Source organism: Oxobacter pfennigii (assembly GCF_001317355.1).
Lineage (GTDB): Bacteria > Bacillota > Clostridia > Clostridiales > Oxobacteraceae > Oxobacter > Oxobacter pfennigii.
Window position 1 is genome coordinate 58299 of the sequence record NZ_LKET01000039.1, and the last position, 25768, is coordinate 84066.

16 protein-coding genes and 5 riboswitches are annotated in these 25768 nt (G+C 41.9%); of the genes, 15 read left to right on the top strand and 1 reads right to left on the bottom strand.

The features are described 5' to 3' along the window. The first annotated feature begins 11 nt into the window (after window positions 1-11). The 8 genes from OXPF_RS13660 to OXPF_RS13695 all read left to right on the top strand — a co-directional run bounded on the left by OXPF_RS13660 (window position 12) and on the right by OXPF_RS13695 (window position 10511). Window positions 12-1367, top strand: a complete 1356-nt coding sequence (locus tag OXPF_RS13660; RefSeq protein WP_054875782.1) for an OmpH family outer membrane protein — start codon at window positions 12-14, stop codon at window positions 1365-1367. Beyond that, complete coding sequence (locus OXPF_RS13665; protein ID WP_054875783.1) at window positions 1368-3329, top strand: McrB family protein; 1962 nt, start codon at window positions 1368-1370, stop codon at window positions 3327-3329. Beyond that, window positions 3313-5067 carry a hypothetical protein gene (locus OXPF_RS13670; protein ID WP_054875784.1) on the top strand — a complete coding sequence of 585 codons (1755 nt, stop codon included), beginning with the start codon at window positions 3313-3315 and terminating at the stop codon, window positions 5065-5067. The genes OXPF_RS13665 and OXPF_RS13670 overlap by 17 nt, the downstream gene beginning before the upstream one ends. A gap of 5 nt (window positions 5068-5072) precedes the next feature. After that, entirely contained in the window at window positions 5073-5600 is a 528-nt protein-coding gene (locus OXPF_RS13675; RefSeq protein ID WP_054875785.1) for a cob(I)yrinic acid a,c-diamide adenosyltransferase, read from the top strand. A 28-nt stretch (window positions 5601-5628) separates the two neighbouring features. Next, window positions 5629-6609: a TIM barrel protein gene (locus OXPF_RS13680; RefSeq protein ID WP_054875786.1), complete on the top strand. Its 981-nt coding sequence runs from the start codon at window positions 5629-5631 to the stop codon at window positions 6607-6609. 42 nt (window positions 6610-6651) lie between these two features. Next, window positions 6652-7686 carry a magnesium chelatase ATPase subunit I gene (locus OXPF_RS13685; RefSeq protein ID WP_054875787.1) on the top strand — a complete coding sequence of 345 codons (1035 nt, stop codon included), beginning with the start codon at window positions 6652-6654 and terminating at the stop codon, window positions 7684-7686. Window positions 7687-7740: 54 nt separating this feature from the next. Then, window positions 7741-9627, top strand: coding sequence for a magnesium chelatase subunit D family protein (locus tag OXPF_RS13690; protein ID WP_152967770.1), 1887 nt, complete (start codon window positions 7741-7743; stop codon window positions 9625-9627). A 68-nt stretch (window positions 9628-9695) separates the two neighbouring features. Beyond that, window positions 9696-10511, top strand: coding sequence for a sugar phosphate isomerase/epimerase family protein (locus OXPF_RS13695; RefSeq protein WP_054876151.1), 816 nt, complete (start codon window positions 9696-9698; stop codon window positions 10509-10511). Between the two features lie 72 nt (window positions 10512-10583). Here the strand turns inward: OXPF_RS13695 and OXPF_RS13700 are convergent, their stop codons facing one another. Further along, entirely contained in the window at window positions 10584-11897 is a 1314-nt protein-coding gene (locus tag OXPF_RS13700; RefSeq protein WP_054875788.1) for an FAD:protein FMN transferase, read from the bottom strand. 381 nt (window positions 11898-12278) lie between these two features. On the opposite strand from OXPF_RS13700, the gene OXPF_RS13705 reads away from it, so the two are divergent. From OXPF_RS13705 to OXPF_RS13735, 7 genes are all read left to right on the top strand, one after another. Next, window positions 12279-13091, top strand: coding sequence for a nitroreductase family protein (locus OXPF_RS13705; RefSeq protein WP_054875789.1), 813 nt, complete (start codon window positions 12279-12281; stop codon window positions 13089-13091). A gap of 63 nt (window positions 13092-13154) precedes the next feature. Continuing rightward, window positions 13155-13847, top strand: coding sequence for a hypothetical protein (locus OXPF_RS13710; protein ID WP_054875790.1), 693 nt, complete (start codon window positions 13155-13157; stop codon window positions 13845-13847). Between the two features lie 119 nt (window positions 13848-13966). After that, a riboswitch (cobalamin riboswitch) is annotated at window positions 13967-14155 on the top strand. Between the two features lie 269 nt (window positions 14156-14424). Continuing rightward, window positions 14425-14577 carry a hypothetical protein gene (locus OXPF_RS22160; RefSeq protein WP_054875792.1) on the top strand — a complete coding sequence of 51 codons (153 nt, stop codon included), beginning with the start codon at window positions 14425-14427 and terminating at the stop codon, window positions 14575-14577. Window positions 14578-14645: 68 nt separating this feature from the next. Then, window positions 14646-14798: a DUF2292 domain-containing protein gene (locus OXPF_RS22165; protein WP_152967771.1), complete on the top strand. Its 153-nt coding sequence runs from the start codon at window positions 14646-14648 to the stop codon at window positions 14796-14798. A 38-nt stretch (window positions 14799-14836) separates the two neighbouring features. Next, entirely contained in the window at window positions 14837-14989 is a 153-nt protein-coding gene (locus OXPF_RS22550; protein ID WP_160317224.1) for a hypothetical protein, read from the top strand. A gap of 314 nt (window positions 14990-15303) precedes the next feature. Continuing rightward, window positions 15304-15497, top strand: a riboswitch (cobalamin riboswitch). A gap of 341 nt (window positions 15498-15838) precedes the next feature. Further along, the gene (locus OXPF_RS13730) at window positions 15839-16354 is read left to right on the top strand and encodes a hypothetical protein (RefSeq protein ID WP_152967772.1); all 516 of its coding nucleotides are present in this window, start codon (window positions 15839-15841) and stop codon (window positions 16352-16354) included. Window positions 16355-16588: 234 nt separating this feature from the next. Then, a riboswitch (cobalamin riboswitch) is annotated at window positions 16589-16776 on the top strand. A gap of 336 nt (window positions 16777-17112) precedes the next feature. Beyond that, a complete protein-coding gene (locus OXPF_RS13735) occupies window positions 17113-24780 on the top strand; it encodes an immunoglobulin-like domain-containing protein (RefSeq protein ID WP_054875795.1) in 7668 nt (2555 codons plus the stop codon). 161 nt (window positions 24781-24941) lie between these two features. Continuing rightward, window positions 24942-25126: riboswitch (cobalamin riboswitch) on the top strand. Window positions 25127-25450: 324 nt separating this feature from the next. After that, window positions 25451-25641: riboswitch (cobalamin riboswitch) on the top strand. Window positions 25642-25768 lie beyond the last annotated feature (127 nt).

Consider the following 25768-nt stretch of genomic DNA (forward strand, 5'->3'; position numbering starts at 1 on the left):
AGGTGATTTAATTGACCAAGATTGACCTTTTTATAAAACTTTTAGATGAGAGGGAAGCAAATGAAATACTTAAGCACTTTAATGCCTATGTAAAAGGAGATAACAGCGATTTAAAAAAAGTCAGGCTCAGGACGATATTGAAGGGGCAGTTTCCCAGAAAAAAAAATAAAAATGAAGTTGTGGACCCTTTTCACCAGACCTGCATGAGGTATAAACAGGAATATTTAGGGATGCTCAATGAGGATGAATTTTTCGTATCCATAACCGAAAGCGGAGGAGTATTGCCGGATTATGCCAGGCTGGCTAATTTGCTGATTTACTATCCTGAGAGATTTGAAGAGCTGTGCCCTATGATAGAAGACAATATAAAAACGGGGAAGGGGCCTTTTGACCTGGAATTCTATTTCACCAAGGATGAGGAAGTCAGCGGCTATATAAAAAAGATATCTTATCTCGAACACAATGCGGTATTCATAAAGGTAGTGGACAGGATAATAGCAAGAGCCGTTGAAAACAAGCTTATAAAAATTGACCCGGATAAAATGGAAGAAATGCGAAACGGATCTTTAGCGGACTGGCACAGGCTGAACAAAAAAGAGCCCGGAAAACCCTTCATGTGGAAATATTACTATTTGAAGACTCATGAAAATATAGACAGCAGCATCGTCAACAGCTTTTGCCTTGATATAATAGGCTGCATACTGGTGCTGTATGAAAGCAGTTATGTTATGTGCGTGGAAGAGGTAGTCAAGTCAAAAATCGGAGATTATGCCCGGGAATTAAAAGCTTTTAAAGAACTTGCCAAATCCATGGAAAATGAGAAAAAGGGCTGGGAGGATAAACTCAACCAGGCTACGTCGGAAATTCAAAACATGCTGGAGGCAAAGGAGAAAGAAAACCAGGAGCTTAACGACCAGATCAATAAAGAAAGAATGGAGCTTAAGAAAAAAGAAAAAGAGCTGTCAGACAGGGTAAAAGAGCTTGAAAAAATGTATTCAAAAGAAAAAAGAAGCAAAGAAAACCTGGAGAAAAAAATCAATAAAAACAGTGAATATTTAAAATACGCATTGGCACAGCAGGAAAAACAAAAATATATATTTGGCGTAATATCCGATATGGAGATAAATATTTCTAAGGAAATATTTAAAGAAGTGCTTTTTATGCCTTATAAGAACTGGTATGACAGGGTTAAGGATGTGGATTATGTATATATACAGCGTGAAGGCATATCCGGGACTCAATTATCTCAAATTAAGCAATACTGCAGCAGGAACAATATAAAGGACAGCATAATAAGCGTAAAAAACGAAAAAGATCTGATAGAGCAGATTTCAAGGCTGAAAGTCCGGATGGGAGGGGCTTCCTAAATGATAGAACACATAGCTGATGATAAAAGACAGCTTATAGAGAGCAATTTATGCTATATGACGGGTATGCTTGCCGTAAACGAGTCCCTTTATTCCATGACAGGCGAAAGGCAGGAGGCTGTAACTTCCATAAATAACGATACTGCCCTTATGTTCTATATAAAACCTTTAAGCCCCGAACCGGAGCCTGTTGAAGAATGGGATACTGGCCCTCCCGATTGTTTTTATATAGGAGTTGATACCGACCAGAACCAGACCATATGCCCCATATCATATCATACCAGCAGTCCGGAACAGAAGAAGAAAATCCTTTATGAAAAGCTTAAAGGAAGGGTGATACTGTTTAAGCCTGTAATAAGCTTCTCACCGGGTGATGAAAAAGTGCGCAAAAATGTTGTGATAACTGCCGTGGAGGATATTGCGGCAAAGGAAGAAATGTGTTTCTTGCCAATACCCGTGTTTAATATGGATAATGCGGATTTTGAAAAAAAGCTTTTGGAAGGCAGCAATATTATTTTTGAGGAATATAACCATTCCATGCCTCAGCCGGAATTTATACTCTGCAATGACTATCTGTACGGCGATTTTTCAGGTTGGGTTAAGCATCCTGCAAGTAAAAGAATGTGGAAACACAAAAAAGGTTTCGGTATTCCTAAGAGGGTGAAATTTGATATGACAGATGAAAAGTTAAAGGGGAAGATAATAAATGTAAATGACAGTTTGGCTTTTATCGGCAGGGATTTTCTTCAAAAAAACATGGGAGGGCCGGATTACTTGAAAGAAAACATAGGGTTAACCAATATAAAATCAATAGATCAAGACATCAGCTTTGAGTATAAATTTATAGAATCCTTATGGGAATTCACCTTGAAGGAAAACCTGTATTATTCCGTAGCTGACCTTATAAATCTTCATGTATGCGTCAAAACAAACCCTTTGACAATACTTTCGGGCATGTCGGGTACCGGAAAATCCATGCTGGCTTTATGTTATGCAAGGATGCTTTGTTTATCAGAAGAGAAGGGTAACTTGCTGTTTTTGCCCATAAGCCCGTCGTATACCGAGCCGGCGGATATATTGGGATATCTTAACGGGACCAACGGATTGTACATTCCGGCTGATACAGGTTTAATGGATCTTCTCATAAGGGCAATGGATAAACCCGATGAAATGCATGTGGTCATATTTGACGAAATGAACCTTTCGCAGGTAGAATACTGGTTTGCGCCTTTCATATCCCTTCTTGAAAAAGAAGGGAATGACAGGAGGCTGTTATTATACAGCCCCAATGCAAATTGCATAAACAGGCATGTTTATAAAGAAAGTATTGAAATAGGCGATAATGTAAGATTTATCGGGACTGTAAACATCGATGAAACCTCTAAGGATTTTTCCGACAGGCTGCTAGACAGGGCTAATATAATAACGCTGAATAAGCCTACGCTGAAAAACCTCACAGCTGTTCTTAAAGGGAATGACAAATTGGATGTATCCTATAAGAGATATATGGGAAATTCCTTTGAAAAGTACCGGGCATGGTATAATGATTCAAACTGGTGCGAGGCATATACCGATGATGAAATAGAATTTCTTGATGAACTGCATCAAAAAATCAGTAAATATGATGAGCAAAAAGGAGTGTCCTTCAGAATAACCAAAAAAATAGGGGAGTATATTCTCAATATACCTGCAAGCAAAGAAGGCCAGCCCATGCTTTCAAAGGAGGATGCCTTTGATATACAAATAAAGCAGAGGCTGATAACCAAGATAAAAGGCACCGAAAAGCAATTCGGGAAGCTTATTGGAACCATAAGGGACAATTCAAAAAACCAGCCTGAACAAAGCGAGCTTTTTGATTTCTTTAATTCCCCTAAGGCAAGGAAGGTAAGCAGCTTTAACAGCACAAAACAGGAAATAATAAGGAAAGCAAAGGAACTGGGTGTATATGGATACACTAATTAAGCTTATATTCACCCAGGTTAATATGAATAACAAATACTCTGAGACCTTGGTAGAAATCAGAGAATCCGATACGGAAAAATCCGAGGAAATAGTAGGGGAATTTAATGAATATAACATGATAGATGTAAGGTTTGAATGCCCTATAAAGGAAGCGGTTCTTGAAATAGACAGCAGCATTTCCCTATATCCTGTAAAAGTGAAGCCAGGGCAAAACATAATGATTACGGAAGGTATGGATTCCTCTCCTATGCTTACACCCGGCTATTATGAATTGAGGGTTATCTTACCCTTTAAAACCTTTGAAAGGCTGTATTTTATAAAGCCGGCAACTATGACCTTTCAATCGATAATAAATCTGAGAGATTTTCTGGATAGCATTCATGAAGGCCTCTCGCAAAATATATATGTGCAGAGAATTTCCGGATTGAAAAATATATTCAGTGAAGATGAATACCTGCTGTTTAAGATTTATAATTTTATTGAAAATAACAGTGATATGTTAGTTAAAAACATTGACAGCATAATCAGAAATCCTATAACGGATATAGAGAAAGTTTATGAAGATAAAAAGGCTTATAAAAGCCATTCTGCCCTCACAAGTAATATTGCCGCAAATAAATGGATTAAAAAGGCTGTGGGAAAGACAATTGAGATTCTGTGCGACCTTGAAGCTAAATATGTAAAGATATTTTATAAATTGGATACTATTGCCAAGGATAAGAGGGCAGCCATAAAGAGGCTGGAATATGAATATGCATCCCTCAGCAAGGATAAAACAATCGTCTTTAATTTTATAAAAAGCAAGCAGAACAGCATCAAATTTATGCGGGAAGACGTAGACAGGATAAATGTGCAGTCCAGGTATATAAAAGATATACTTGAAAAGGTCGTGAATATAAAATCCAGGTTTCTTTATTTCATGTATGAAACATGGCTTAAGGATATAGAAGGATATGACAGGCTTATAAAGCCGGCGGCCTGCATTTTCAAGGACGACAGGTATTATAGTATATATGAAGCTTATAATGACATTGAATCCATGGATAAAAAAGATAAGAATCCAGTCAGGTCGGCTTTTCAAAGCAAAAAAACATCTAAATTATTTGAATACTATGTCACATACCTGGTTATAAACATTTTAATTGACAATGGCTTTAAATGGTCTGAAGGCTGGCTTTTAAATAATGATGGGCAGGAAGTGGGCGATATACCTCCGGGAGAAATAATGAAGTTTTACAGAAATAATATAAGATGCGAGGTTGCTTATGAAAAAGAAGTAGCCGTGGACTATGATATTATAAGTAAAAATACCAGCGGCTTTGTAAGAATAAATGCAAGGCACTATACTCCCGATATCAGGATAGCATTCTATAATATGAATTCCGGCCTGCTTATAACGGCTTTTATAATTGAAGTGAAATGCTGCAGAAGCAGGTATATATACAGCAGCAACGGTCCCACCAATGTAATCGAACAGGTAAAAGACTATTGCAATCTGGGATATTATGATAAAAACAGCAGCGGCAAAAGGAAAACCAGGCAGGGTGTAATTGAAGAGGTTTTAATAGTTTATCCCAGGCAGAACAACCCGGTGCGTTATGAATATGATGACCTCAATATCTCCTTTATACAGGTGGAAGCAGCAGGCAGTAAAGATTTAAGCCGGCATTATGGGTATAATAAACTCAGAATAGAAGTTGAAAAGTATATTGAAGCGGTAATGAATTTGAGGATGTGAAATGTATGGATGGATTGGTGCATATATATACAGGCTATGGAAAGGGTAAAACAACTGCTGCAGTGGGACTGGGCATAAGAGCTTGCGGAAGGGGTAAGAAGGTTCTCATGGTTCAATTCCTTAAGGGTATTGAAACGGGAGAAATGCTTACCATAGAAAAACTAAAACCGGATTTTGAAATTTACAGGTGTAATAAAATTGAAAATTTTATCTGGGATATGACGGGGCAAGAACTTGCAAATATAAAGGAATATATAGAAAACCTGTTTTGTTATGCCGTTAAAGAAGCAATGAGCGGAAAAAGGGATCTCATAATATTGGATGAAATAATGGCTGCCATATTATCCGGCTATATCACAGTTGCCGAGGTAGTAAGCTTTGTTAAAAACAAACCTGCCGGGCTTGAACTGGTCATGACCGGGCGGGATGCTCCTTTAAAGATAATCCGGGTTGCGGATTATGTTTCGGAGATAAAGGCAGTAAAGCATCCTTATGAAGAAGGTATACATGCCAGAGAAGGCATTGAATTTTAAAATTATATAATTGAAAGAAGGTATGTCCATGTTGAAAATAGTTAATTTTTCTATCCACCCGTCGGACTCGGACAAGTTTTCCGGTGACAGTAACCGTATCATGCAGTTTCTAAAAAGCCATGAACTGGACGGGCTTGAGGTCATACAGCATTATGATTGGGAGGCAGATGTCATCCCTCCGTCCATGATTATCGGACTTCATATGCGTTTTTGGCCAATATGGCTGGATTTCTGGAGGAATGACAAAAATGAACTTATTAATCAGTTCGGAGATAAAACGGTTTATACCCATTATTACGGAGGCGGCTCAAGGTCGGCAATTATCGACCATTACCGGAAAGAATTAAAAACAGCCGAGGAAATGGGAGCCCAATATGTAGTCTTTCATGTATGCCATGCCCAGCTGGAGCATTGCTACAATTACAAATTTACTTACAGCGATTATGAAGTAGCCGATGCATTCATCGAGATGATTAATGAGGTTATGGAAGGTTCGGATGCAAAATTCCTCCTGCTCCTTGAAAATCTCTGGTGGCCGGGGCTTACATTTCTCGATAAAAACATTGCTGAAAGGTTAATGGACAAAATTACCTATCCCAATAAAGGATTCATGCTGGATACAGGGCATTTGATGAATACCAACCTGGAATTAAGGGATGAAGAAGAGGCTGTGGCTTATATTATGAAGGTGCTTAAGGGATTGGGTGAAATGGCAGGTCATATTAAGGGCATCCATTTGAACAGCTCGCTTTCAGGGGAATATGTTAAAAATCAAATTGCCTGTGCCGGAGAAGCTGACTGCAGCAAAGGCTTTTTTGACAGGTATATCAAAGCCTTCAGCCATATATCCAAAATTGACAGGCATATGCCCTTTACTCACCCCTCTATAAATGCGGTTATCGATTTTGTTAAGCCTCAATTTCTCATACATGAGTTTATTACAAGCACTTTGGAAGAATGGGACGAATACATAAACACTCAAAATGATATATTAAATCCTGCCGAATAAAGGCTGCCACAGACAAGAAAATATGCAGAAAGGAATCTTAATATGGATATGGTAAATCATATATATCCCTTCACTGCCATTGTCGGGCAGGACAGGATGAAAAAAGCCCTTATTTTGAATGTAATCAACCCTCTTTTGGGAGGAGTGCTCATAAGGGGCGAAAAGGGAACGGCAAAATCTACGGCTGTCCGGGCTTTGGCCGAGCTTTTGCCCGAGAGGGAAATGGTGGAAGGCTGCATGTTTGGCTGTGCCCCCTGGGATGGGGGCCTGCTGTGCGGCAGCTGTACCGAAAGGCTGGAAAAAGGGGAAAAGTTAAAAGTATGCTCTTCCAAAATGAGGGTGATAGACCTTCCTGTCAGTGCCACGGAAGACAGGGTCGTAGGCACTTTAGATATAGGACATGCCATAAAAAAGGGTGAAAAAAAGTTCGAGGCCGGCATTCTAGCACAGGCAAACAGAAACATATTGTATGTGGACGAAGTAAACCTTCTGGATGACCATGTAGTGGACGTGCTTCTTGATTGTGCAGCCATGGGAGTAAACACCATAGAGCGGGAAGGCATTTCCTTTACCCACCCCTCAAGGTTTATACTTGTAGGAACCATGAATCCCGAGGAAGGGGATTTAAGGCCCCAGCTTCTGGACATGTTCGGCCTGGTTGTGGATGTTGTAGGTGAAAAGGAGACTGCTCGAAGAATGGAGGTTATAAAAAGAAGGCTGGAATTTGAAAGGGATCCGGCGGCATTTGCAGTTAAATTTGAAGGCTCCAAACAGCAATTAAGTGATAGAATTTCCGGAGCGTCTCATATTCTTAATAATGTAAGTTATGATGATAAAATATTGGAGCTGGCCGCGAGGATATCAATTGAAACCGGCGTTGACGGCCACAGGGCCGACATAGCCATGATTAAAACAGCCATGACCATAGCAGCTTTTAACCTGAGGAAAGATGTTACGGAAAAGGATTTGCTTGAAGCAGCCGAACTTGTGCTGCCTCACCGCATGAGAAGAAGGCCCTTTGAAGACGGTGTAATGGAGTTTTCAAAAATTGAAAATATAATGAATACCGTTATGTAGCTTAATTTGCTTAAGTATATTTATTTATCCTTAAATAGAATGGAGGATAAGGTATTGGACTGGAAGAATGTTTTTCCCTTTTGTGCTATATTAGGCCAGGATGATATAAAGAAAGCCCTCATATTGAATGCTGTGAATCCCTCCATAGGAGGCCTTCTTATAAGCGGAGAAAAAGGAACAGGCAAGTCTACCCTTGTAAGAGGGCTGGCGAAAGTCTTAAGAGATATAGAAGTGGTTGAGCTGCCCTTAAATGTGACCGAAGACAGGCTCATAGGGACTATTGACATGGAAAAGGCTATAAAGAACGGAGAAAAGAGCTTCGAGCCGGGAATTTTTAAAAAAGCCGACAGGAATATTTTGTACATTGACGAAGTGAACTTATTAAGCGAATATATAGTAAATTGCCTGCTGGAGGTATCGGCTTCCCATATTAATCATGTGGAAAGGGAAGGTATTTCCTTTTCCCACCCGTCAAAATTTATACTGGTTGGTACCATGAATCCCGAAGAAGGCAAATTAAGGACTCAATTTCTGGACAGGTTCGGATTATATGTGGAAGCTAAAGGAAGCCGCCTCCTTGAGGAAAGAAAAGAGATAATAAAAAGAAGGCTTGAGTATGAACAAAACGCTGAAGAATATATAAGTAAGTGGAGGGCAGAGACGGAGCGCCTTTCACAAAAGATATCGGATGCAAAAAAAGCCCTTTCCGGAGTTAAAATATCCGAAAACATAATGAAGCTGGCGGCAGAAATTTCAAAAGAAGGAAATTGTGCAGGCCATAGGGCTGAACTTGTCACGGTTGAGACGGCCAGGGCAATTGCTGCCTTTGGTCAGCGTAAATATGTGACTGCCGGAGACGTTAAAGAGGCGGCAAAGCTTACTCTCCCCCACAGGATAAGACATTTTAATGAACAGCAACCCATTGAATACAAAGAGTGTGATCAAAATCAATACGAAAATGAGAATGACTCCGAGGAGTATAACAATCCGGAAGGAACTCAGCAGCCAAAGGCACAGGACCCGCAGCATGAAGACGAAGATACGGAAAATGGCGTTCAAGGTATGGCGGAACAGCCTGACATGGCAGTTCCGGATGATAAAGGGGACGTCCAGCAACCGGGGGAAGTATTTGAAATCAAGCCCATAAACCTTAAGGCTGCAGATAAAAAAATGCGCAAAGGCAGCGGCAGGAGAAGCAGGACAAAAACAAATTCACTTCAGGGCAGGTATATAAGATACACTTTTCCCAAAGGCAAAATAAAAGATGTAGCTTTTGACGCCACTTTGCGTGCCGCGGCGCCCTACCAGAAATACAGGGAGAAAAATGGCATGGCTGTCTCAATAGAGGATCTAGATTTCAGGGAAAAAATCAGGGAAAAGAGGACGGGAAATACCATAATATTTATAGTGGATGCCAGCGGGTCAATGGGTGTAAGGCAGAGGATGAAAGCCGTAAAAGGGGCGATACTGTCTATTTTGAATGATGCTTATCAGAAGAGGGATAAGGTGGGTATGATAGCCTTCAGAAAAAACTCGGCTGAGCATGTCCTTGGGATAACAAGAAGCGTCGACCTGGCGCAGAAAAGACTAAAAGACCTGCCCACCGGCGGAAGGACGCCTCTTGCCGCAGGGCTTTATAGGGGATATGAGCTAGTTAAGGCCGCCAGGCTTAAAGACCCTGATATCATTCCCTTTATTGTGGTTGTTTCCGACGGAAGGGCCAATGTATCGCATTCAGGAGGTGCTCCTTTTGAAGAGGCTTTGAGTATAGCCCGTTCCTACAGGGCGGAAGGCATAAAATCCCTTGTTATTAATACGGAAAGGGATTTTATCAAGCTGGGGCTGGCATCAAAAATTGCAGATGCCATGGGTGCGGAATGTATCAGCCTGGAAGATTTGAATGAAAGACAAATTGAATATGCTGTTAGAAGTATAGTATGATCATTGGTTTTAACGGGAATTTACTATATAATGAAAGGGTAATAATGTTTCTTTCGGAGGATTTAAAAATGGATTTGCTATATAAATTAGGGATTTTTTCCTGGTTCGGCTTTTTTCTTCCCATACAAAAAAGGCTGGAAATGATAAAAGAAGCAGGCTTTGATGCCACAAGCATATGGTGGGAGGATGAAGAAGGGGAATATACGGTTTATAAGAAGGATTTCCCTGCCATGGTAAAGGACAACGGGCTGGTTTTTGAAAACATACATGCTCCCTTTAACGATTGCGAAGATTTATGGAGCCAAACAGCATCCAGACAGGACAGGTTTTTAAAAGACCACATCTCCTGGCTTAATGATTGTGCAAAATATGAAATGCCCGTAATGGTAATGCATGTTATTGATGAGTCGGAGCTTAATGAGCCTAATTTATCGGGAATAAAGCTTTTAGATAAGCTTATTTATGCCGCACAGGATTTGGAAATAACAATTGCTATAGAAAATACCAGAAGGCCCAATTTCGTGGATGTGATATTATCTGAGATCCCTTCTCCAACATTGGGATTTTGCTATGATTCTTCCCATGACTGGCTGACCAGCAAAAATAAGGCGGAGCTTTTAAAAAAGTACGGAAGCCGGCTTGCAGCCACCCATATATCGGATAATGACGGTGTTGTGGACCGCCATTGGCCTCCCTATGACGGAATTATCGACTGGGATAAAGTAATCGATGCTTTTCCTAAAGATACCTATAAGGGATTTTTAACCTTGGAGACCCTAGCTAAGGAGGAAGACCAAAAAAATCCGCCCCAGAGCTTTTTAAAAAGGGCATATGAAAGGTCGGTAAAGCTTTGCAGGGCCATTGAAGCTGCTGAAAAAAAGTAGTTAAAGTATAATATGTTGTTTTAAAGCTGTGGCTGTGGCATTAGTCACTTCACAGCCCCAGCTTAATTTTTATCATTTCAGAAGGGTCCCGGAATAATTGATATTGCCGTCATCATCAATAGTACTTGCAATCCTGTATGCATCGTCGTAGATTATATACTCATCACTATCAAGATTGGTTAATACTTCATAATAGTTATAATCCGAGTTGTAAAGCACGATTATGACTTTATAATTAAGTTTGTTATTATTTACATATTCCAAAGCCTTGTTTATATCCATGACGCAGATGGCTGTTGAGACGGCATCGCACATGGTGGCGTTCTCTCCAAAGACAGTAACTGTGGCTATCCCCTTCTGAGCACCTTCATGTATGGCGTTCATTGGGAATCCTGTTTTTGCATCTATGATATGTGAATAGATTGTCCCGTCTATCTCATAAGCATGGTCATAGTCTCCGCTGCTGGAAATTCCTGTATCTCTGACAGCTGCCGACATAAAAGAATTTTCTTCCGTATTGCCTTTACGTGGTTTTCTTATCTCAAGGTTATAGCGGAAGGTTTTGTTTTCCACGGATTTTTTTGAAGCGCTTTTCAATACGCCTATGCTGCTTCTGCCGCAGGAGAAATATCCGTAATTATATTCGTAATCCTTGAGCATTTCCATGGCTACATCCACTGCATAACCTTTTGCTATCCCCCCAAGGTCAAGCTTCGCCTGATAGATTATTCCATCAATGGTTACAGGTTTAATATTCTTAGTCAGGGTGTACCCCTTCCCCCCATCACCCGACAGTATAACATTTTTAAAATCGGCAAGTTTTATAAATTCTGTTATATACTTCTCATCGGGAAGAGAAAATCCATATTCTGTCCGGTTCCTGTCATAAGGGAGCTGAGGCTTGTACTCAGGAGAGTTAAACCTTGGTGTGAAAGCCCAAAGATCAACCAGAGGATATACCGTCGGGTCATAGAGGCCTCCTGACGATTCATAAGCCTCCTTTGCAATCTTAACTATATTTGCAGTGTGGGTTGATATGGATATGCTCTCTCCATAGTTCAGCATGTTGAATCTGGAGATATCCGATGATTCCACTGAAACGGAAACATCCTTCTCAATTTGCTCCATTACATCTTTTAATTCTTCCCAGAATTTATCATACCTGTTTATGCCGGCCGGGGCAGAAAAGTCACTGGAAACCCTTAAGGAAGAAACTGTAGCAAAATACTCAGTGGTATTTTTTGTCCTCAATGTATATTTGTCCAGATCTAAGATATCTTTTGAATTAGTGCCTTCCGGTTTAAGTGCATTGACACAGCCTGAAAGAGCCAATGTCATGGACATCAGAAGGGCTACCGGCACAAATCTTTCAAGGAATTTACTCATGGAGTCACCTCATTTAAGCAATGTAAATTTTGATTTATACATTGAATAACAAATCTATTTAAAAACAATATACTATATTAAAATTAATTAGTCAATTAATTAACAATTTATATGTGTAATTGACGAAAAATAAGAAAAATCAATTAAAAAATTGATAAACAGGTTAATAAATTATCAATAATGTAAAAACAGATAATTCATTATTTAATGATAAATTCGCTTGATTTCATAATAATTAAAGAAATTTTTCATGATAATTTGTATTAAAATGTAGAATAATTGATAAATTATTGACAATTTAATATGCATAATGTTAAACTGATTAAGTAAATATTTAACAAAGTATATATTTACAAAAACATGAAATGGGAGGAGACTTTTATGAAAATGAAGAAGTTTTTAGCTGCAACTCTGGCAATCATTATGGCTATGGGCGTATTGGGCGGCTGTGGAAATGCTCCCACGGCAGAGTTGGACAAGGTTAATGCTGAACTGACGGCGGTAAAAGCTGAACTGGAAGCAGCAAAAGTATTTGATGCATCAAAATTCCCAAAATGGTTTGAGGAAGAAGGTACTTGGAGGACTGTAGAGAATGCCAATACCGCAAATAACCATCCGGGAGGATTTATTAAAGACGCATCAGGTAAACCTTCGGAAGAAAATTTGAAAGCTATGCTGCATATGGCATCCCTGGCTGTAACCTCCGGCGGAAAATCTGACTGGTACATGGTCGCCGTAACTGACCCTGATGAACAAAAGGTAATTATCGGGGATAAATACGGTGAGGCTACTTCAGACGGAACTGTTACCGTGCTTGTTTTCGGAGAAAGACTGCTTCGTCCTGATGTCAGAACAGATGAATCCAATACCTATCAGCCTGACCGCGGATATTACGACGCAGGTATAGTTACAGGATACCTGAACGTGGCTGCCATCAGTCTCGGATATGGAACCCACATGTTCATGACGCCTGCTCTTCCGGGAGTTAACGGATTCAACGATGGGGATATAGGCCTTGATGCTAAAAAATACCTTGAAGGAACAAAATATTACATGGCCAGCACCCATGAATCCTTCAGCACTGAAAATATGAAATTTGTGTGCGCCGTAGTAATAGGTACCCTGGATGAGAAAGTTGAATCCGGAGTAACTCAAAAGGAATTCCCGGACAACTGGATTATCTGGAATAAATAATTTAATAAAAGCTTCAGGAAAACACTCTTTTAGAGTGTTTCCTGGCTTTATTGGAGGGTGAAGATGAAAAAGAGATTGATACTTGGGATAATAGCGCTGACGCTTATTGCAGCCTTGATGACGGGATGCAATAGTCCTGCTCCGGCTCCAAAGGGGCCGGAGGGTGAACCAGCGGCAACGGGAACAGAGACATCGGGTGCAGAAGAAATAAATGAATTAAAAGAAGTATTTGAAGCAGATTATAAAGCTGTTTCCTCAGATTATAAGGTAGATGAGAAAGCAATAGGAACCGTATTGTATGCGGCAGAGGGTGAATCAGCTGATGGCACTAAAGTCCTGGCTCTAAAGGTAAAAAGCGCCAACAAGATGAATTACGAAAAAACGGCAAGAACAGGGTGGGACGCATCTGAGCCAAGCCCATTTACAATGATTATCGTAATCAACAAGGATACCAACAAGGTAGCTGCATGGAAAATGGTCACGGACGGCACAAAGAAGCCGGAGTACTTCACAGTGCCTGAAGAAAACATCGACAAATATATGAGTGTCGAAATAACAAGTGAGGATGTATTCGATGATTTTACTGAAGGGTTGGTGCTAAGCCTGGATGTTGAAAAGGATGTCGATGCTGAGGACAACAGCATAATAGCAGGAACATCCATCGTATATACAGGTGTATCGGAAGCCGGAACCTTCAGCGGCCAGCATGTGAGACAGTGCTTTAAGACTGCCGCCTACTTCTATTCAAATTATTAACAGCAGCTTTTTGCCAATTTTATAGTATGTATTTTCTGAAAATACCAGTTTGTTAAATATAGTAAATGTATAGTATTGCATAAGATGGCAGAACTATGGTATATTTTAGATACAGGAAAAATTGAATATTATTATCGGGTGCCCATTTTATAGAAATGGGTTAAAAGGGAAAGTGGTGAAAGACCACTGCAGCCCACCGTTACTGTGATGTTGACGAAACCTTGAAAAATCACTGAAATTTTATTTTGGGAAGAGAAGGGAGTAGGATGAAGCTCAGCCAGGAAACCTGCCCGGTAATTGTTGAATCTTTCGGAGGGAAGGATAATGCAATGCGGATGAACAGAATAATTAATTATTTGTTTATCCTTTGAATGTTTGAAATGAATTATCTATTAGATAGAACACCTCTGAGAAACCGGAGGTGTTTTTTATTTATAATACAAAATATTTGGATTAATTCACTAAACAAACATGCGGGCATGCTTAAAAGCTGGCCGGAGAAACCGGAGGCATTATCCCATAGGATGATGCCTTTTTTTGATATAAATGTAAAATTCAGATAAAAGGAGGGGAAAGGATGGAACAGGAGAAAATAAAAATGGATTTGACAAGAAAAGAAAGAAGGCTTTTGGAAATTATACGCAATACACAGTGTAAAGAAATGAAAATTTCTGTCCAGGACAGGCAGCCTATCAAGATTGAAGAAGTAAAAAAAAATATAAAGCTCTAGGAATTATTCATATAAGACACTACGGAGGCAGGAATAGAAAGGGCTTGAAATAACTGGGGGGTGGAAAGGTGGCTGAAGTCGGTCAGGAAATGGAGGTTACACAAAAGGAAAAAAAACTCATCGAGCTTATACGGGCCCTTCAATATGGTGAGATAACCATAATGGTGGTGGACAAGCAGCCTATGGAAGTGGAGGAGGTAAGAAAAAGTACCCGGTTTTAAATTTTTGACCGGACAATATAATCTGAGGAGGTAAAAAAGTGGCTAATCACACCCAGGAAACAGAAATAACCACCAAAGAAAAAAAGCTTATTGAAATTCTCAGAAATACCAGCTATGGCGATATTACAGTCACTGTCGAAGATAAGCAGCCTGCGGTGGTGGAGGAAGCGGTGAAATCCATTAAACTGTAATAGTTTGTGTAATTTTAAAATATGCTGGCTGTCTTAAGTATATCTCAGGACTATAAAGCGGCAAAAACTGTAAAAAAATTTATATAACGCTATTGTAATTAGGTTGATATTATGGTAATATTTAGGTAAGATAATAATGGACAAGCATACTAATAATTATATCATTTATATTTGAAGATATAAATTTGCACATGCGGAGTTTCTGTCATTTATTACATACCTGCATGTGAAAGCGGGCAACCGCAGAATGCTTATCGAACAACGGGGGCATTGAATTGTGTTATACAGTTCAATGCCCCTTTTTATATAAAACTGAATAGATAAACTGCAAGGGTATCCGGCTGCCATAGGGCAAACCGGATTTAAAAGGGAACCGGGTGAAAATCCCGGACGGTCCGGCCACTGTAAGCGGGGAATTGCTTTTATAAAAGCCACTGGAAAAATCCGGGAAGGTAAAAAGCAGTAAGGAGCCGCAAGTCAGGAGACCTGCCTTTACAGCAAATTCATAAACCTTCCGCAGAAAGGCTTTATGCAATACCGCTCCGGTTGTATAACTTACGTTATACAACCGGAACCGCAGGATTTGATGTGCAAGCCCCAGCTTTAACAGGAAGACGGGGTTTTTATATTTTCTAAAGCAAGCCTTGCATACGGATGTGTTTGTAACCCGGTTTATAGTGATATGCCTTTTCCTTAGAAAGAAGGGCCCGTCTTTCAAGAGATAAGGATATGTCATTGTAAAAATATATCAAAATTGGAGGAATAAAAATGAAAAGCATGGTTAAAGGCTTCAGAAGCAAGCTGGCCCTTTTAATGGCGCTGGTAGTAGTGTTCTCCTTCTCGCTCTCAATGACGGCATTTGCCGCTATCGACACCACGGTTACAGTCAAGTTTTACAATGATACCGTAGACCCGGATGTACAGCTTTGGACGACACGGACTGTAGAGTATGATTCTGCTGTCCCCGTTAGTAAACCATACCTGCCTGGCGGTTACACCGATCCGTTAGGCGGTGCGGCCTCTGTCTATGATGCCATTTTTGCTGCAGCGGAACAGATTAGAGCGTTACCGGATGAGGACCCGGAAATTGAAGATCCGCCAGTTGTCGGATGGGATGCTAATCCTGCTTACGGCGACCCTGGCGGGTATATTGAGGCTATTGGAGATTTTGTAACATGGAATGATTACGACTATGACCCTATAACCGGGCACCATATCTCCGAGGGAGAGGGCTGGGTATGCACTGTTATTCCAGACGGCGACGATCCATACGATCCGATACAGTATCTTACCGCCGAAGCTCTGGAAGACGGTATGGAAATTATATTCCGTTTCCAGTCCTATCGTTATGAGTGGGATGATTAATGAAATGATGCCTTAAGGCACAGGCAGGAGCAGGAGGAATTCCGCAGGAATTCTCCCCTGCTTTTTGCCGTTTTTAAAAATAATATAGTATTTTCCTTTTATTCTATACAGCTTTTTAAACAGTTATTCCAAGAGGCCTCCATAAAAAATGCGAAATCTATATATTTCGGCAAGATATGAATTAAATATTGCACACAATGAAATAATCATGCTATATTTAAATAAGAGATAAAACTGAATATTCCATTACCGGGTGCCCATTCCACAGGGATGGGTTAAAAGGGAAAGTGGTGAAAAACCACTGCAGCCCACCGTTACTGTGATGTTGACGAAACCTGTAAAAATCACTGGAATATATTCCGGGAAGATAAGGGAGTAGAATGAAACTCAGCCAGGAAACCTGCCCGATAATTGTTGAATCTTTCGGGGGGAAAGATAATACAGGGCAGGAAGCAATATTGGTAAATGTATCTGAACTTACTATCTGAAGTAATTATCTTTTTAAGACACCTCTGAATAATGGGGGTGTTTTTTTATTGGCCTGAGAATAACTCTGGTTATCTTTTAATTTATATTTAAGAAGGATGTGATGAATAGTAAGGGAAAAAGAAGGCAAAAGAATAAATAAATGCTGACCGGAGATACCGGAGGCATTATCCTGCAGGATAATGCCTTTTTTAATGAGGTGGTTTTGATGAAATAGCATAATTTCTGATAGTTAGAGGAATAAAATTAATATTTCTAAGGAGGATCGATACATGCAGCAAAAGAGAAGAAAGTTTTGCACAAAGCTCATAAGCATGCTTCTTACCGCCGTTATGATTATAGGTATGCTGCCCCTTAGTGCCTTTGCCGCTGAAAGCCCCCTTAGCATATCGGCACATCCCGAAGATGCTGAGGTAAAAGTGGGACAAACCGCCGCCTTTAATGTCACGGCAGAAGGAGGGGACGAGCCTTATTCTTACCAGTGGGAAAGCAATGGCGGTACAGATTGGGAAGAAATTGAAGGAGCAAATTCTGAAGTATATGTGACCAGTCCCACCGTAATAAGCATGAACGGCTATAAGTACCGCTGCAAAGTAACTGACGACAGCAATGCAAGCGTAACATCCGATGAGGCTACCCTTACGGTTGAAGAACATGCCAGCATCGCCATATCGGCGCATCCCGAAGATGCTGAGGTAAAAGTAGGGCAAACTGCTGCCTTTAGTGTCACGGCAGAAGGAGGGGACGAGCCTTATTCCTACCAGTGGGAAAGCAATGATGACACCGGCTGGGAAGAAATTGAAGGCGCAACTTCCGGTGTATATGTGACCAGCCCCACCGTAATAAGTATGGACGGCTATAAGTACCGCTGCACCGTAACCGACAGCAGCAATGAAAGTGCAACATCGGATGAAGCTACCCTTACGGTTGAAGAATATTTCAGCGGGGGAAAAGGAACCGAGAGTGAACCATATCTCATAAGCAGCAAGGATGACCTTGCCAACCTGTCTGATTATATATACAATGGCTCAGTCAATGAAGAGAGTACAAGATTTAACGTAATGTACTACAAACAAACAGCAGATATAAACTTAGGTGGCTCAAGTTCAGGCTCATGGACACCTATAGGGCGCAGCGGCACAAATTATGTATTCAAGGGATATTACGATGGGGACAAGAATAATATTACAGGGTTGTATATAAAAAATACAAGTACGCCTGTGACCGCCAAAATCATGGGACTGTTCGGATATCTAAACGGGGCAACTATTAAAAATGTAAATATAATATCACCGGATATTGAAGTATCCGGAAGCCAGCAAGGAGCTGCAGTAGCAGGAACCGGAGCATTGGCAGGCGCTGCTTTAAACTCTTCTATTCAAAGCTGTACGGTACAGGGAGGCACCATAAAATCCGACTACTGGGCAGGAGGGCTTGTAGGATTGCTGCAGGCAAGCGTTATGGGAGCAACAGCTACGGTAGAGGGCTGCTATACGGATATTGACGTGAGCAGCAGTGGAAATGCCGGTGTCGGCGGTGTAGTAGGATTTATAAATTTTAATAACAACAGTAAAGACGGAGTAATTACCGTGAAAGACTGTTATTCCATGGGAGATGTATCCTGCACTCACGGCAGCAAGCCTTTAATAGGCGGAGTAGTTGGCGGAAACAATCAGGCTACGGCAATAGACACAGGTTCCATAACCATAGAAAACTGCTATGCCACAGGCACAATTAACGGCAAAGCGGGAAATACGAAAGGTGCCGGAATAGGTGGGATAACGGGAACACCCAACAGTTCTGCGGCAAGCAGTACAGCACAGATAAAAAACAATGCTGCCATAAATAAAGAAATTAAAAATGAAAGTACGCCTCCTAATACCAACGATGAATTCGGACGCATTTCAGGTGTTGAGAAGAGCGGAAGCTTTTCAGGCAATATAGCCTGGGACGGTATGAAGGTAAAAGGTGCTGCCGTTACAGGCGGTGCTTCGGATAAAAACGGCGAGCCTAAAACTATGGCCGAGATTAAAACAAAGAGCACATGGGAAGCCTTAGGCTTTAACTTCACGAATACCTGGGAATGGGACGAAGATCTTTCATATCCTAAGCTTAAGGGATTGCCGGGGCAAAATGCAAACCCCTTCCCAGAAGCAGTAAATCTGCCGATTATATCGGCGCAGCCTGAAAATATTACAGTGGCGGCAGGGCAGGGAGCTGTATTCAGCGTGACGGCTTCAGGAGACAGCGCCATCCTTGCCTACCAATGGGAAAGCAATGACGGTACCGGCTGGGAAGAAATTGAAGAGGCAGCATCGGTGGAATACACAATAGCCGCAGCTACTTTAGAAATGAACGGATGGCAGTACCGTTGCGTTATTACCGATATAAACGGTAACGTGACATCAAATGCAGCAGTACTTACAGTAATAGAAGAGTCACTGGCCGAGGAACAGCTTCGGAAGGTGAAGGATTTTTACGATGCAAATAAGACCCTGACGGCGCCTCTGGAAGCCACGGCATTATACGGCGCAGGTGTGGACCTTTCAGTCTACAATGCCGGTTCCCTTACGGAAAACGCATATTATTTAAAAGACAGCAGTGGTATATCTAACATTATATTTGCGGTAAATCCGGGAGGCATAAACGTACAGGGCCAGCTGGCCCTGCTCATAATGGACAGCATAGCCCTAGGAAAGAACCCGGCAGCTTTAAACGGAAAAAACTATGTACATGAATTGAATAAATATCAGAACAGCAGCGGTAAAAATGGTAACACTCCTACACCGCGCTTTGACAGTAATGCTTCAGCGGCAAATAATATGGCGTTGCTGGGGCTCCATACCTACTGGGGCGGCGGGGATTATCCCATGCAGAATGAATTTCCTTTATACATAGGAGAAGATGTATACATTTCATATCTTCTTAATAGTTATCCAGGGAATGGTTACGTGAGCGGTAATCTAAACGGAATGTGGGGACTTGATACTACAGCAGACAACAGGCTGGTTGTTACCTACTGGATGATGCAGGGACTGTGGGCAGCTGCTGACCCTTCGCAGCTTACAGCTGATAACATAGGAAAATCCATGGCATTTATGGATTCCGAATATGCAAAGACGGGCAGCGAAAACAAGATTACCTCATCCTGCGAGCTTATGGCGGCATATATAATATCAAGGCTTTCCTATGGTGAAGAGGTTGACGATGAAATGTGGCAGAAGCTGGCGGCCTTCCAGTTAGAAGACGGCAGCTACAAGAGAAAGCTTACAGATACCGAGTCCAACAGGGAATCTACAGCCATGGCGCTGATAGCCCTGGGACAAAATGCAGACCCAGAGAAAAAATCCGCCTTTTTAAGACTGTCCTTTAATGACAACGCCGCAAGGGAAAAGGCAAAAGAAGATATTGAAGCTGTGGAAAAGTCTGTGGCCGAAATATCACTGGATGAGGAAAACTTATATCCCCTGCCGACAGTAGGTGAATATACTACAGATATCACCTGGTCCAGCAGCGATACCGTTACTATAGAAGCGGACGGCACAATCCATGCCCCGGCAGAGGGAAGGGATATATCAGTCACCCTTACTGCGGTGGTCAATAAGGGTACGTCCTTTATAAAAAGATATTGGACTTTTGTAATAAAGCCAATGGACCAGCGCTTCCACATGGAAGAAAACTTTGCAAAAACTAAGGAATTCTATCAAAACAAGCATACCCTTGATACCGCATGGGAGCCTATGGCGGTACTTTCCGGAATAGGCAGCCTGGAAGGTTTTGAATTTAACCTGCCCTACTACGGAAAATACTATAGCTTAACCGGAACTGCCGACCGCCGTGCTTCTGAGGCCCTGGCCGCCCTGGACACTATGGCCCGTGGAGGAAACCCGAGAGACTATACCCGCAATATAACCGGTAGCAGCCAGACCGAGCAGGTGGACCTTATACAGCTGATACTGGGCAACCAGCAGCAAAACGGCACTATAGGATATGAGGGTAATTTTGTGTCCGATAGTTCTCACATGTATTATACCCTTGCCCTTGAGGCATATTTCAACGGCAGACCCTGGGGCAGTGAACAGTCCGGCACAAGCTTTGGCCGTATCGGAGCTATAAAGCACATTTTTGATAAAATGATTGATTATCCTTTGACGGGAGGCAGGGCCTACAGCCAAATATTGGCGCCAAATGATTCTACTAACAGGCCAGACTGGTTCCGCTACCATTGCGACCTTGTCATGCTATTATCCCGGCTGGCAGAAGATGAGACACTGTATGAAGAAGGAAAGACGATAGGTAAAAAAGCCCAGGAAGAAATGGAAGGCATTCTTGCCACATTGAAATATCTGTTTGATGAAGGCCTTATTACCAATACAGAGCCTCTGGTCAGGTATGTATCGGCTCTAGTGGCGGCAGGTCAAAAGAATAAGGTGGAGGAATATAAGGTGCTGGAGGTGCTTCGCAATGCCCGGGTGGGAGACGGAAGCTATAGTTACAGTGCAACAGCTGGAGTAAGAGGCTCAAATCCCAGTGGTAATACTGCGGCTACCATTTCCATGATGATGGCCCTGGGGGACCTTCAAAATAACAGGTCCATACTGGCTACCATAACCTTCGATTCCTCCAGCGTAAGCGATGAAGAAGCCGTAAACTCCGATCTGGCGGCACTGTCTGTACCCGAAACCGCCACAGCAAATATTACACTGCCAACGGAAGGCCCCAACGGCAGTACCATAACCTGGACCTCCAGCAAGCCCCAGGTAATATCAACAGGCGGAGTGGTCACCCGTCCCCCCGTGGGCTCTGCAGATGCGATTGTAACTCTTGTAGCTACTGCCACCCGGGGAAGCGTAACCCAGACCAGGGTATTTTCCGTTACCGTGCCGGCTGAAAGGGTCATAAGCGATGAAGAGCTATTACAGGCAGACCTTTTGGAAATATCCATTCCGGAAAGCACCATTAAAAATATCAGCTTGCCTGCTTCGGGAAGGAACGGCAGCGCCATAACCTGGACATCTGATAATGAAGCGGTAATATCGTCAGATGGAGTAGTAACAAGGCCTGCAGCCGGTTCAGCTGACGGCGTGGTAATATTGACAGCTACCGCCGCATTAAATGAAAAGACGGCTTCCAGGGAATTCACCGTAAGTGTGCCTGCTCTAACCAGCGATATAGTAAAGGAAGCGGTCAATACAATAAGGGAGCAGTACAATACGGATAAAGCACTTACAAGCGGTTACTGGGAAGTCTTTGCGGCCAAGTCCGTACTGGGAGATGACTTTGATAAATACAATTTCAGTATATACGACGTGCGCAATCACCGCCAGGAAAGTTCCTGGCAGCCTACGGATTACGGCGCTGTAATACTCATGATACTTTCAATAGGAGAAAACCCATACAACTACAAAGGTACAAATTATGTCCAGGGTCTTTTGAATTATCGTGAAACAAAAAATAACTGGGGACCCTATGCAGCTCCAATATGGTCGGGTATGGCCCTGGAAGCTGCCGGAGTGGATATAAGCGACGCACGCCGGAACGAATATATAGGCTACTGCAGGTCACAGTACAGCGAGCTGACCTACGGTCCGGATATGGCCGGATGGAGCCTTATTGTACTTGCCAACCATCTGAAGAATGAAGACGGTAGTACGAATGACAATATTTTGAATGCCATAAACCAGCTTAAAGCAGCTCTGAAGGCTTCCCAGGTTCAGAGCGGGGAAAAAATAGCCCTGTTCAACACCGGAGGAGTAGAAGGCGGCTCCATAACCATGTCTAACGCCTGTGTGGTCAGCGGCTTTATGGCCCTTAAGGAAGCAGGTCCCAGCGGTTTCGATTTGACAGCCGATGAATGGAAAGTAAACGGCGTAGGTGTAATGGACACATTGTACAACCTGGAAATAAAGGACAGGGAAACTTTCAACCCCCAGCTTGCAATAGCATTTGGGGACGTATATTACAGTGACAGTGTATGGCGCCGTGTGGGCATAACAAAAGACCAGTTTGACGATGTGATAGAAAATGCCGAAGAAATACTTAACGGAAATACCGAAGAGTATACGGAAGCAAGCCTGCAGGCTCTCCAGGCTGCCCTTACCGCAGCACAAGCAATACGCAGCAATGAAACCAAGATGTCAAAGCGCGCCTTCGGCAAGGAATACTTCGACCTTAAAGACGCGGCAAAAGGACTTGTTAAAGCAGGCAGCGCCTCCATAGCGGTAATAGGCGATGCCGACAGAGGTATCATACTTGAAAGGACAGGCCTTGAAGATATAACAGGAAAAACCATAGATGAAATTTTCGGAGCCGCCCTGGATGAAGCACATATAGGCTATACCATGGATAACGGAGTAATATCGGTGATTTCAGGCTTGACAGCAGGAGAGGACTCCGCTTGGTACTGCTATGTAAACGGGGAAAAGGTGATAGCTCCCCTGTCAGCAGCCCAGCTAAATGACGGAGATGAGCTGGTATTCAAATACTGCTCTAATAAAGCAGCCATAGAAGAAGGAGCTACACTGGACGAACACATAGTAACCGAAGAAGCGGTGGCCCTTACAATTGGTGAAAACCTGTCGGAAGTAACCGAAGACCTTACCCTCCCATTGCGGGGAGCTTTTGGCTCGATCATCACCTGGAAAAGCAGCAACACTCAGATAGTTTCCGATGAGGGAAAAGTCACCCGCTATGCTACGGATGAGGAAATAAAGCTTACTGCAAAAATATCCTACGGGGATGCGGAAATGGAAAAGACCTTTGACATAACGGTAAAGTTTATTGAGGGAGGAGCCGGAAATATAACCGTGACATTCAAGCTCATAGGAGACAGCATCCACGGTTCACCGTACACCCATACAAAATATGAAACATGGATAGATGCAACCGAAGTTACGGTGCTGTCGGGAGCAAAAGTATCCGATGTATTTTATAAGGTTCTTGCCGATAACGGGATGGCATATGCCATTGGAAACTCAGAAAACTATATAAGCGGTATCAGGGCTCCGGAAGCCTTTGGAGGCTACTGGCTGGAAGAATTTGATAACGGATCCAAATCCGGCTGGATGTATATGGTCAACGGAGTTCACCCGGGGGTAGGCTTGACAGAAAAAACAATATATGACGGGGATGTGATACTGTGGCATTATACGGACGAGTTCAGGCTTGAAGAAGGCTCGGATACAACATTTACAAAGCGCAAGCTGGGAGAACCTGCTGAGATACCCAGCCTTGACAAGCTAGTAATTTTTGAAGACAATACGGCAATAGTTTTCTATGAAGATTTAATTCCAAGCGATACAACAGTGACATTAAACGATGTAAGCAATACAATCAGTTATCCCGAGTATGCTCCGGGAGATGGAATGGAAGCTGCCGGACCCATAGTCCAGCTGACCATAGACGGTATGGATTTGAGCAATAAAGCGTTATTAAGGCTGGATGTAAGCAGCGGAGTATCAGATATATCGGAAGTATCGGTATACCGCTTTGACCCGGCAAAAGGCGAATGGATAAGGATAGCTTCAGATTATCCAGAAGCCATGGGGAAAATGTTAGCACCCATAAGCGGAAGCGGAGTCTATGGAGTATTCAAATCCCAAGATACAGAACCGTCAGACTTTATAGTGGAAAGGATAGGTGAAGGAAGCTTCAAAAACGGAGAAGATGCCAATGTTACCGTGAGTATGACAAACAACGGTAATTCATCCCAGCAGGCTACCTTGATCATCTGCCTATATGACATTGAAAATGGTAAAAATGAGATGATAAATTACGCCTATGCATCGAAACAAGTGGCAGCAAAAGAAGTCGTAAGACTTACGGGAGGCTTCACCATACCGGATACCGGGACACACAAAGTAAAGGTATTCGTATGGGATACCTTTGAAGGTATGGAACAGCTGGCGGAGCCTATATTAATAGAGGTAGCGGACAATTAAAGGACATACATTAATTTAAAAATTTCTACTTATTTGAATATCCTCTTATATTCTGTATAGTGCAGGCTTAATGCCTGCACTATACAGTTTTATCGGAAATATGTATTATATGGTATTGCACAAAGCGTCACTTTTGTGTTATATTTAGATAAATAATAAAATTAAATATTTCATTACCGGGTGCCCGTTTAAAAACGGGTTAAAAGGGAAAGTGGTGAAAGACCACTGCAGCCCACCGTTACTGTGATGCTGACGAAACCTTGAAAAATCACTGGAATATATTCCGGGAAGATTGGGGAGTAGATTGAAGCTGAGCCAGGAAACCTGCCCGATAATTGTTGAGTCTTTCGGAGGGAAAGATAATGCAGTTCGGATGAACAGAATAATTATATCATTTGTTTATCTTTAATGTATGAAATGTATTGTTGGTAATACACCTCTGAAAAGCCGGAGGTGTTTTTTATTTTGACTGAGAAATAGCTCCGGATATCTTCCTGAATGCAGGAACTAAAGAACCATATGCTGTAAACTTCATCAATTGAGTTAACAGGCAACCTCCTTTATTTGTCCTGTGCAGATTTCAACCGTCTGCACAGGACAGCCTCATTTACATGATTATTTTATATTGTGCTAAACATCATTCTTATGATATATTTTAGATAAGCAAAAATAGAATATTCCATTACCGGGTACCCGTTTTATAGAAATGGGTTAAAAGGGAAAGTGGTGAAAGACCACTGCAGCCCACCGTTACTGTGATGCTGACGAAACCTTGAAAAAAATCACTGGGAGTATATTCCGGGAAGATTAGGGAGTAGAATGAAGCTCAGCCAGGAAACCTGCCCGATAATTGTTGAGTCTTTCGGAGGGAAAGATAATACAGGACAGGAAATAATGTTGATATAGTGTTATTTCATTTTTAATATTTAAAAGTTGTCTTTTTAGCGCCTCTGAATAAACAGGGGTGCTTTTTAATTTCATGAAAGGG

What these genes read in the sequence shown, in the direction of transcription:
- OXPF_RS13665 (WP_054875783.1), top strand. Translation starts at nt 1,368, where the DNA reads ATGATAGAACACATAGCTGATGATAAAAGACAGCTTATAGAGAGCAAT.
- OXPF_RS13670 (WP_054875784.1), top strand. Translation starts at nt 3,313, where the DNA reads ATGGATACACTAATTAAGCTTATATTCACCCAGGTTAATATGAATAAC.
- OXPF_RS13675 (WP_054875785.1), top strand. Translation starts at nt 5,073, where the DNA reads ATGGATGGATTGGTGCATATATATACAGGCTATGGAAAGGGTAAAACA.
- OXPF_RS13680 (WP_054875786.1), top strand. Translation starts at nt 5,629, where the DNA reads ATGTTGAAAATAGTTAATTTTTCTATCCACCCGTCGGACTCGGACAAG.
- OXPF_RS13685 (WP_054875787.1), top strand. Translation starts at nt 6,652, where the DNA reads ATGGATATGGTAAATCATATATATCCCTTCACTGCCATTGTCGGGCAG.
- OXPF_RS13695 (WP_054876151.1), top strand. Translation starts at nt 9,696, where the DNA reads ATGGATTTGCTATATAAATTAGGGATTTTTTCCTGGTTCGGCTTTTTT.
- OXPF_RS13700 (WP_054875788.1), bottom strand. Translation starts at nt 11,897, where the DNA reads ATGAGTAAATTCCTTGAAAGATTTGTGCCGGTAGCCCTTCTGATGTCC.
- OXPF_RS13705 (WP_054875789.1), top strand. Translation starts at nt 12,279, where the DNA reads ATGAAAATGAAGAAGTTTTTAGCTGCAACTCTGGCAATCATTATGGCT.
- OXPF_RS13710 (WP_054875790.1), top strand. Translation starts at nt 13,155, where the DNA reads ATGAAAAAGAGATTGATACTTGGGATAATAGCGCTGACGCTTATTGCA.
- OXPF_RS22160 (WP_054875792.1), top strand. Translation starts at nt 14,425, where the DNA reads ATGGAACAGGAGAAAATAAAAATGGATTTGACAAGAAAAGAAAGAAGG.
- OXPF_RS13730 (WP_152967772.1), top strand. Translation starts at nt 15,839, where the DNA reads ATGACGGCATTTGCCGCTATCGACACCACGGTTACAGTCAAGTTTTAC.
- OXPF_RS13735 (WP_054875795.1), top strand. Translation starts at nt 17,113, where the DNA reads ATGCAGCAAAAGAGAAGAAAGTTTTGCACAAAGCTCATAAGCATGCTT.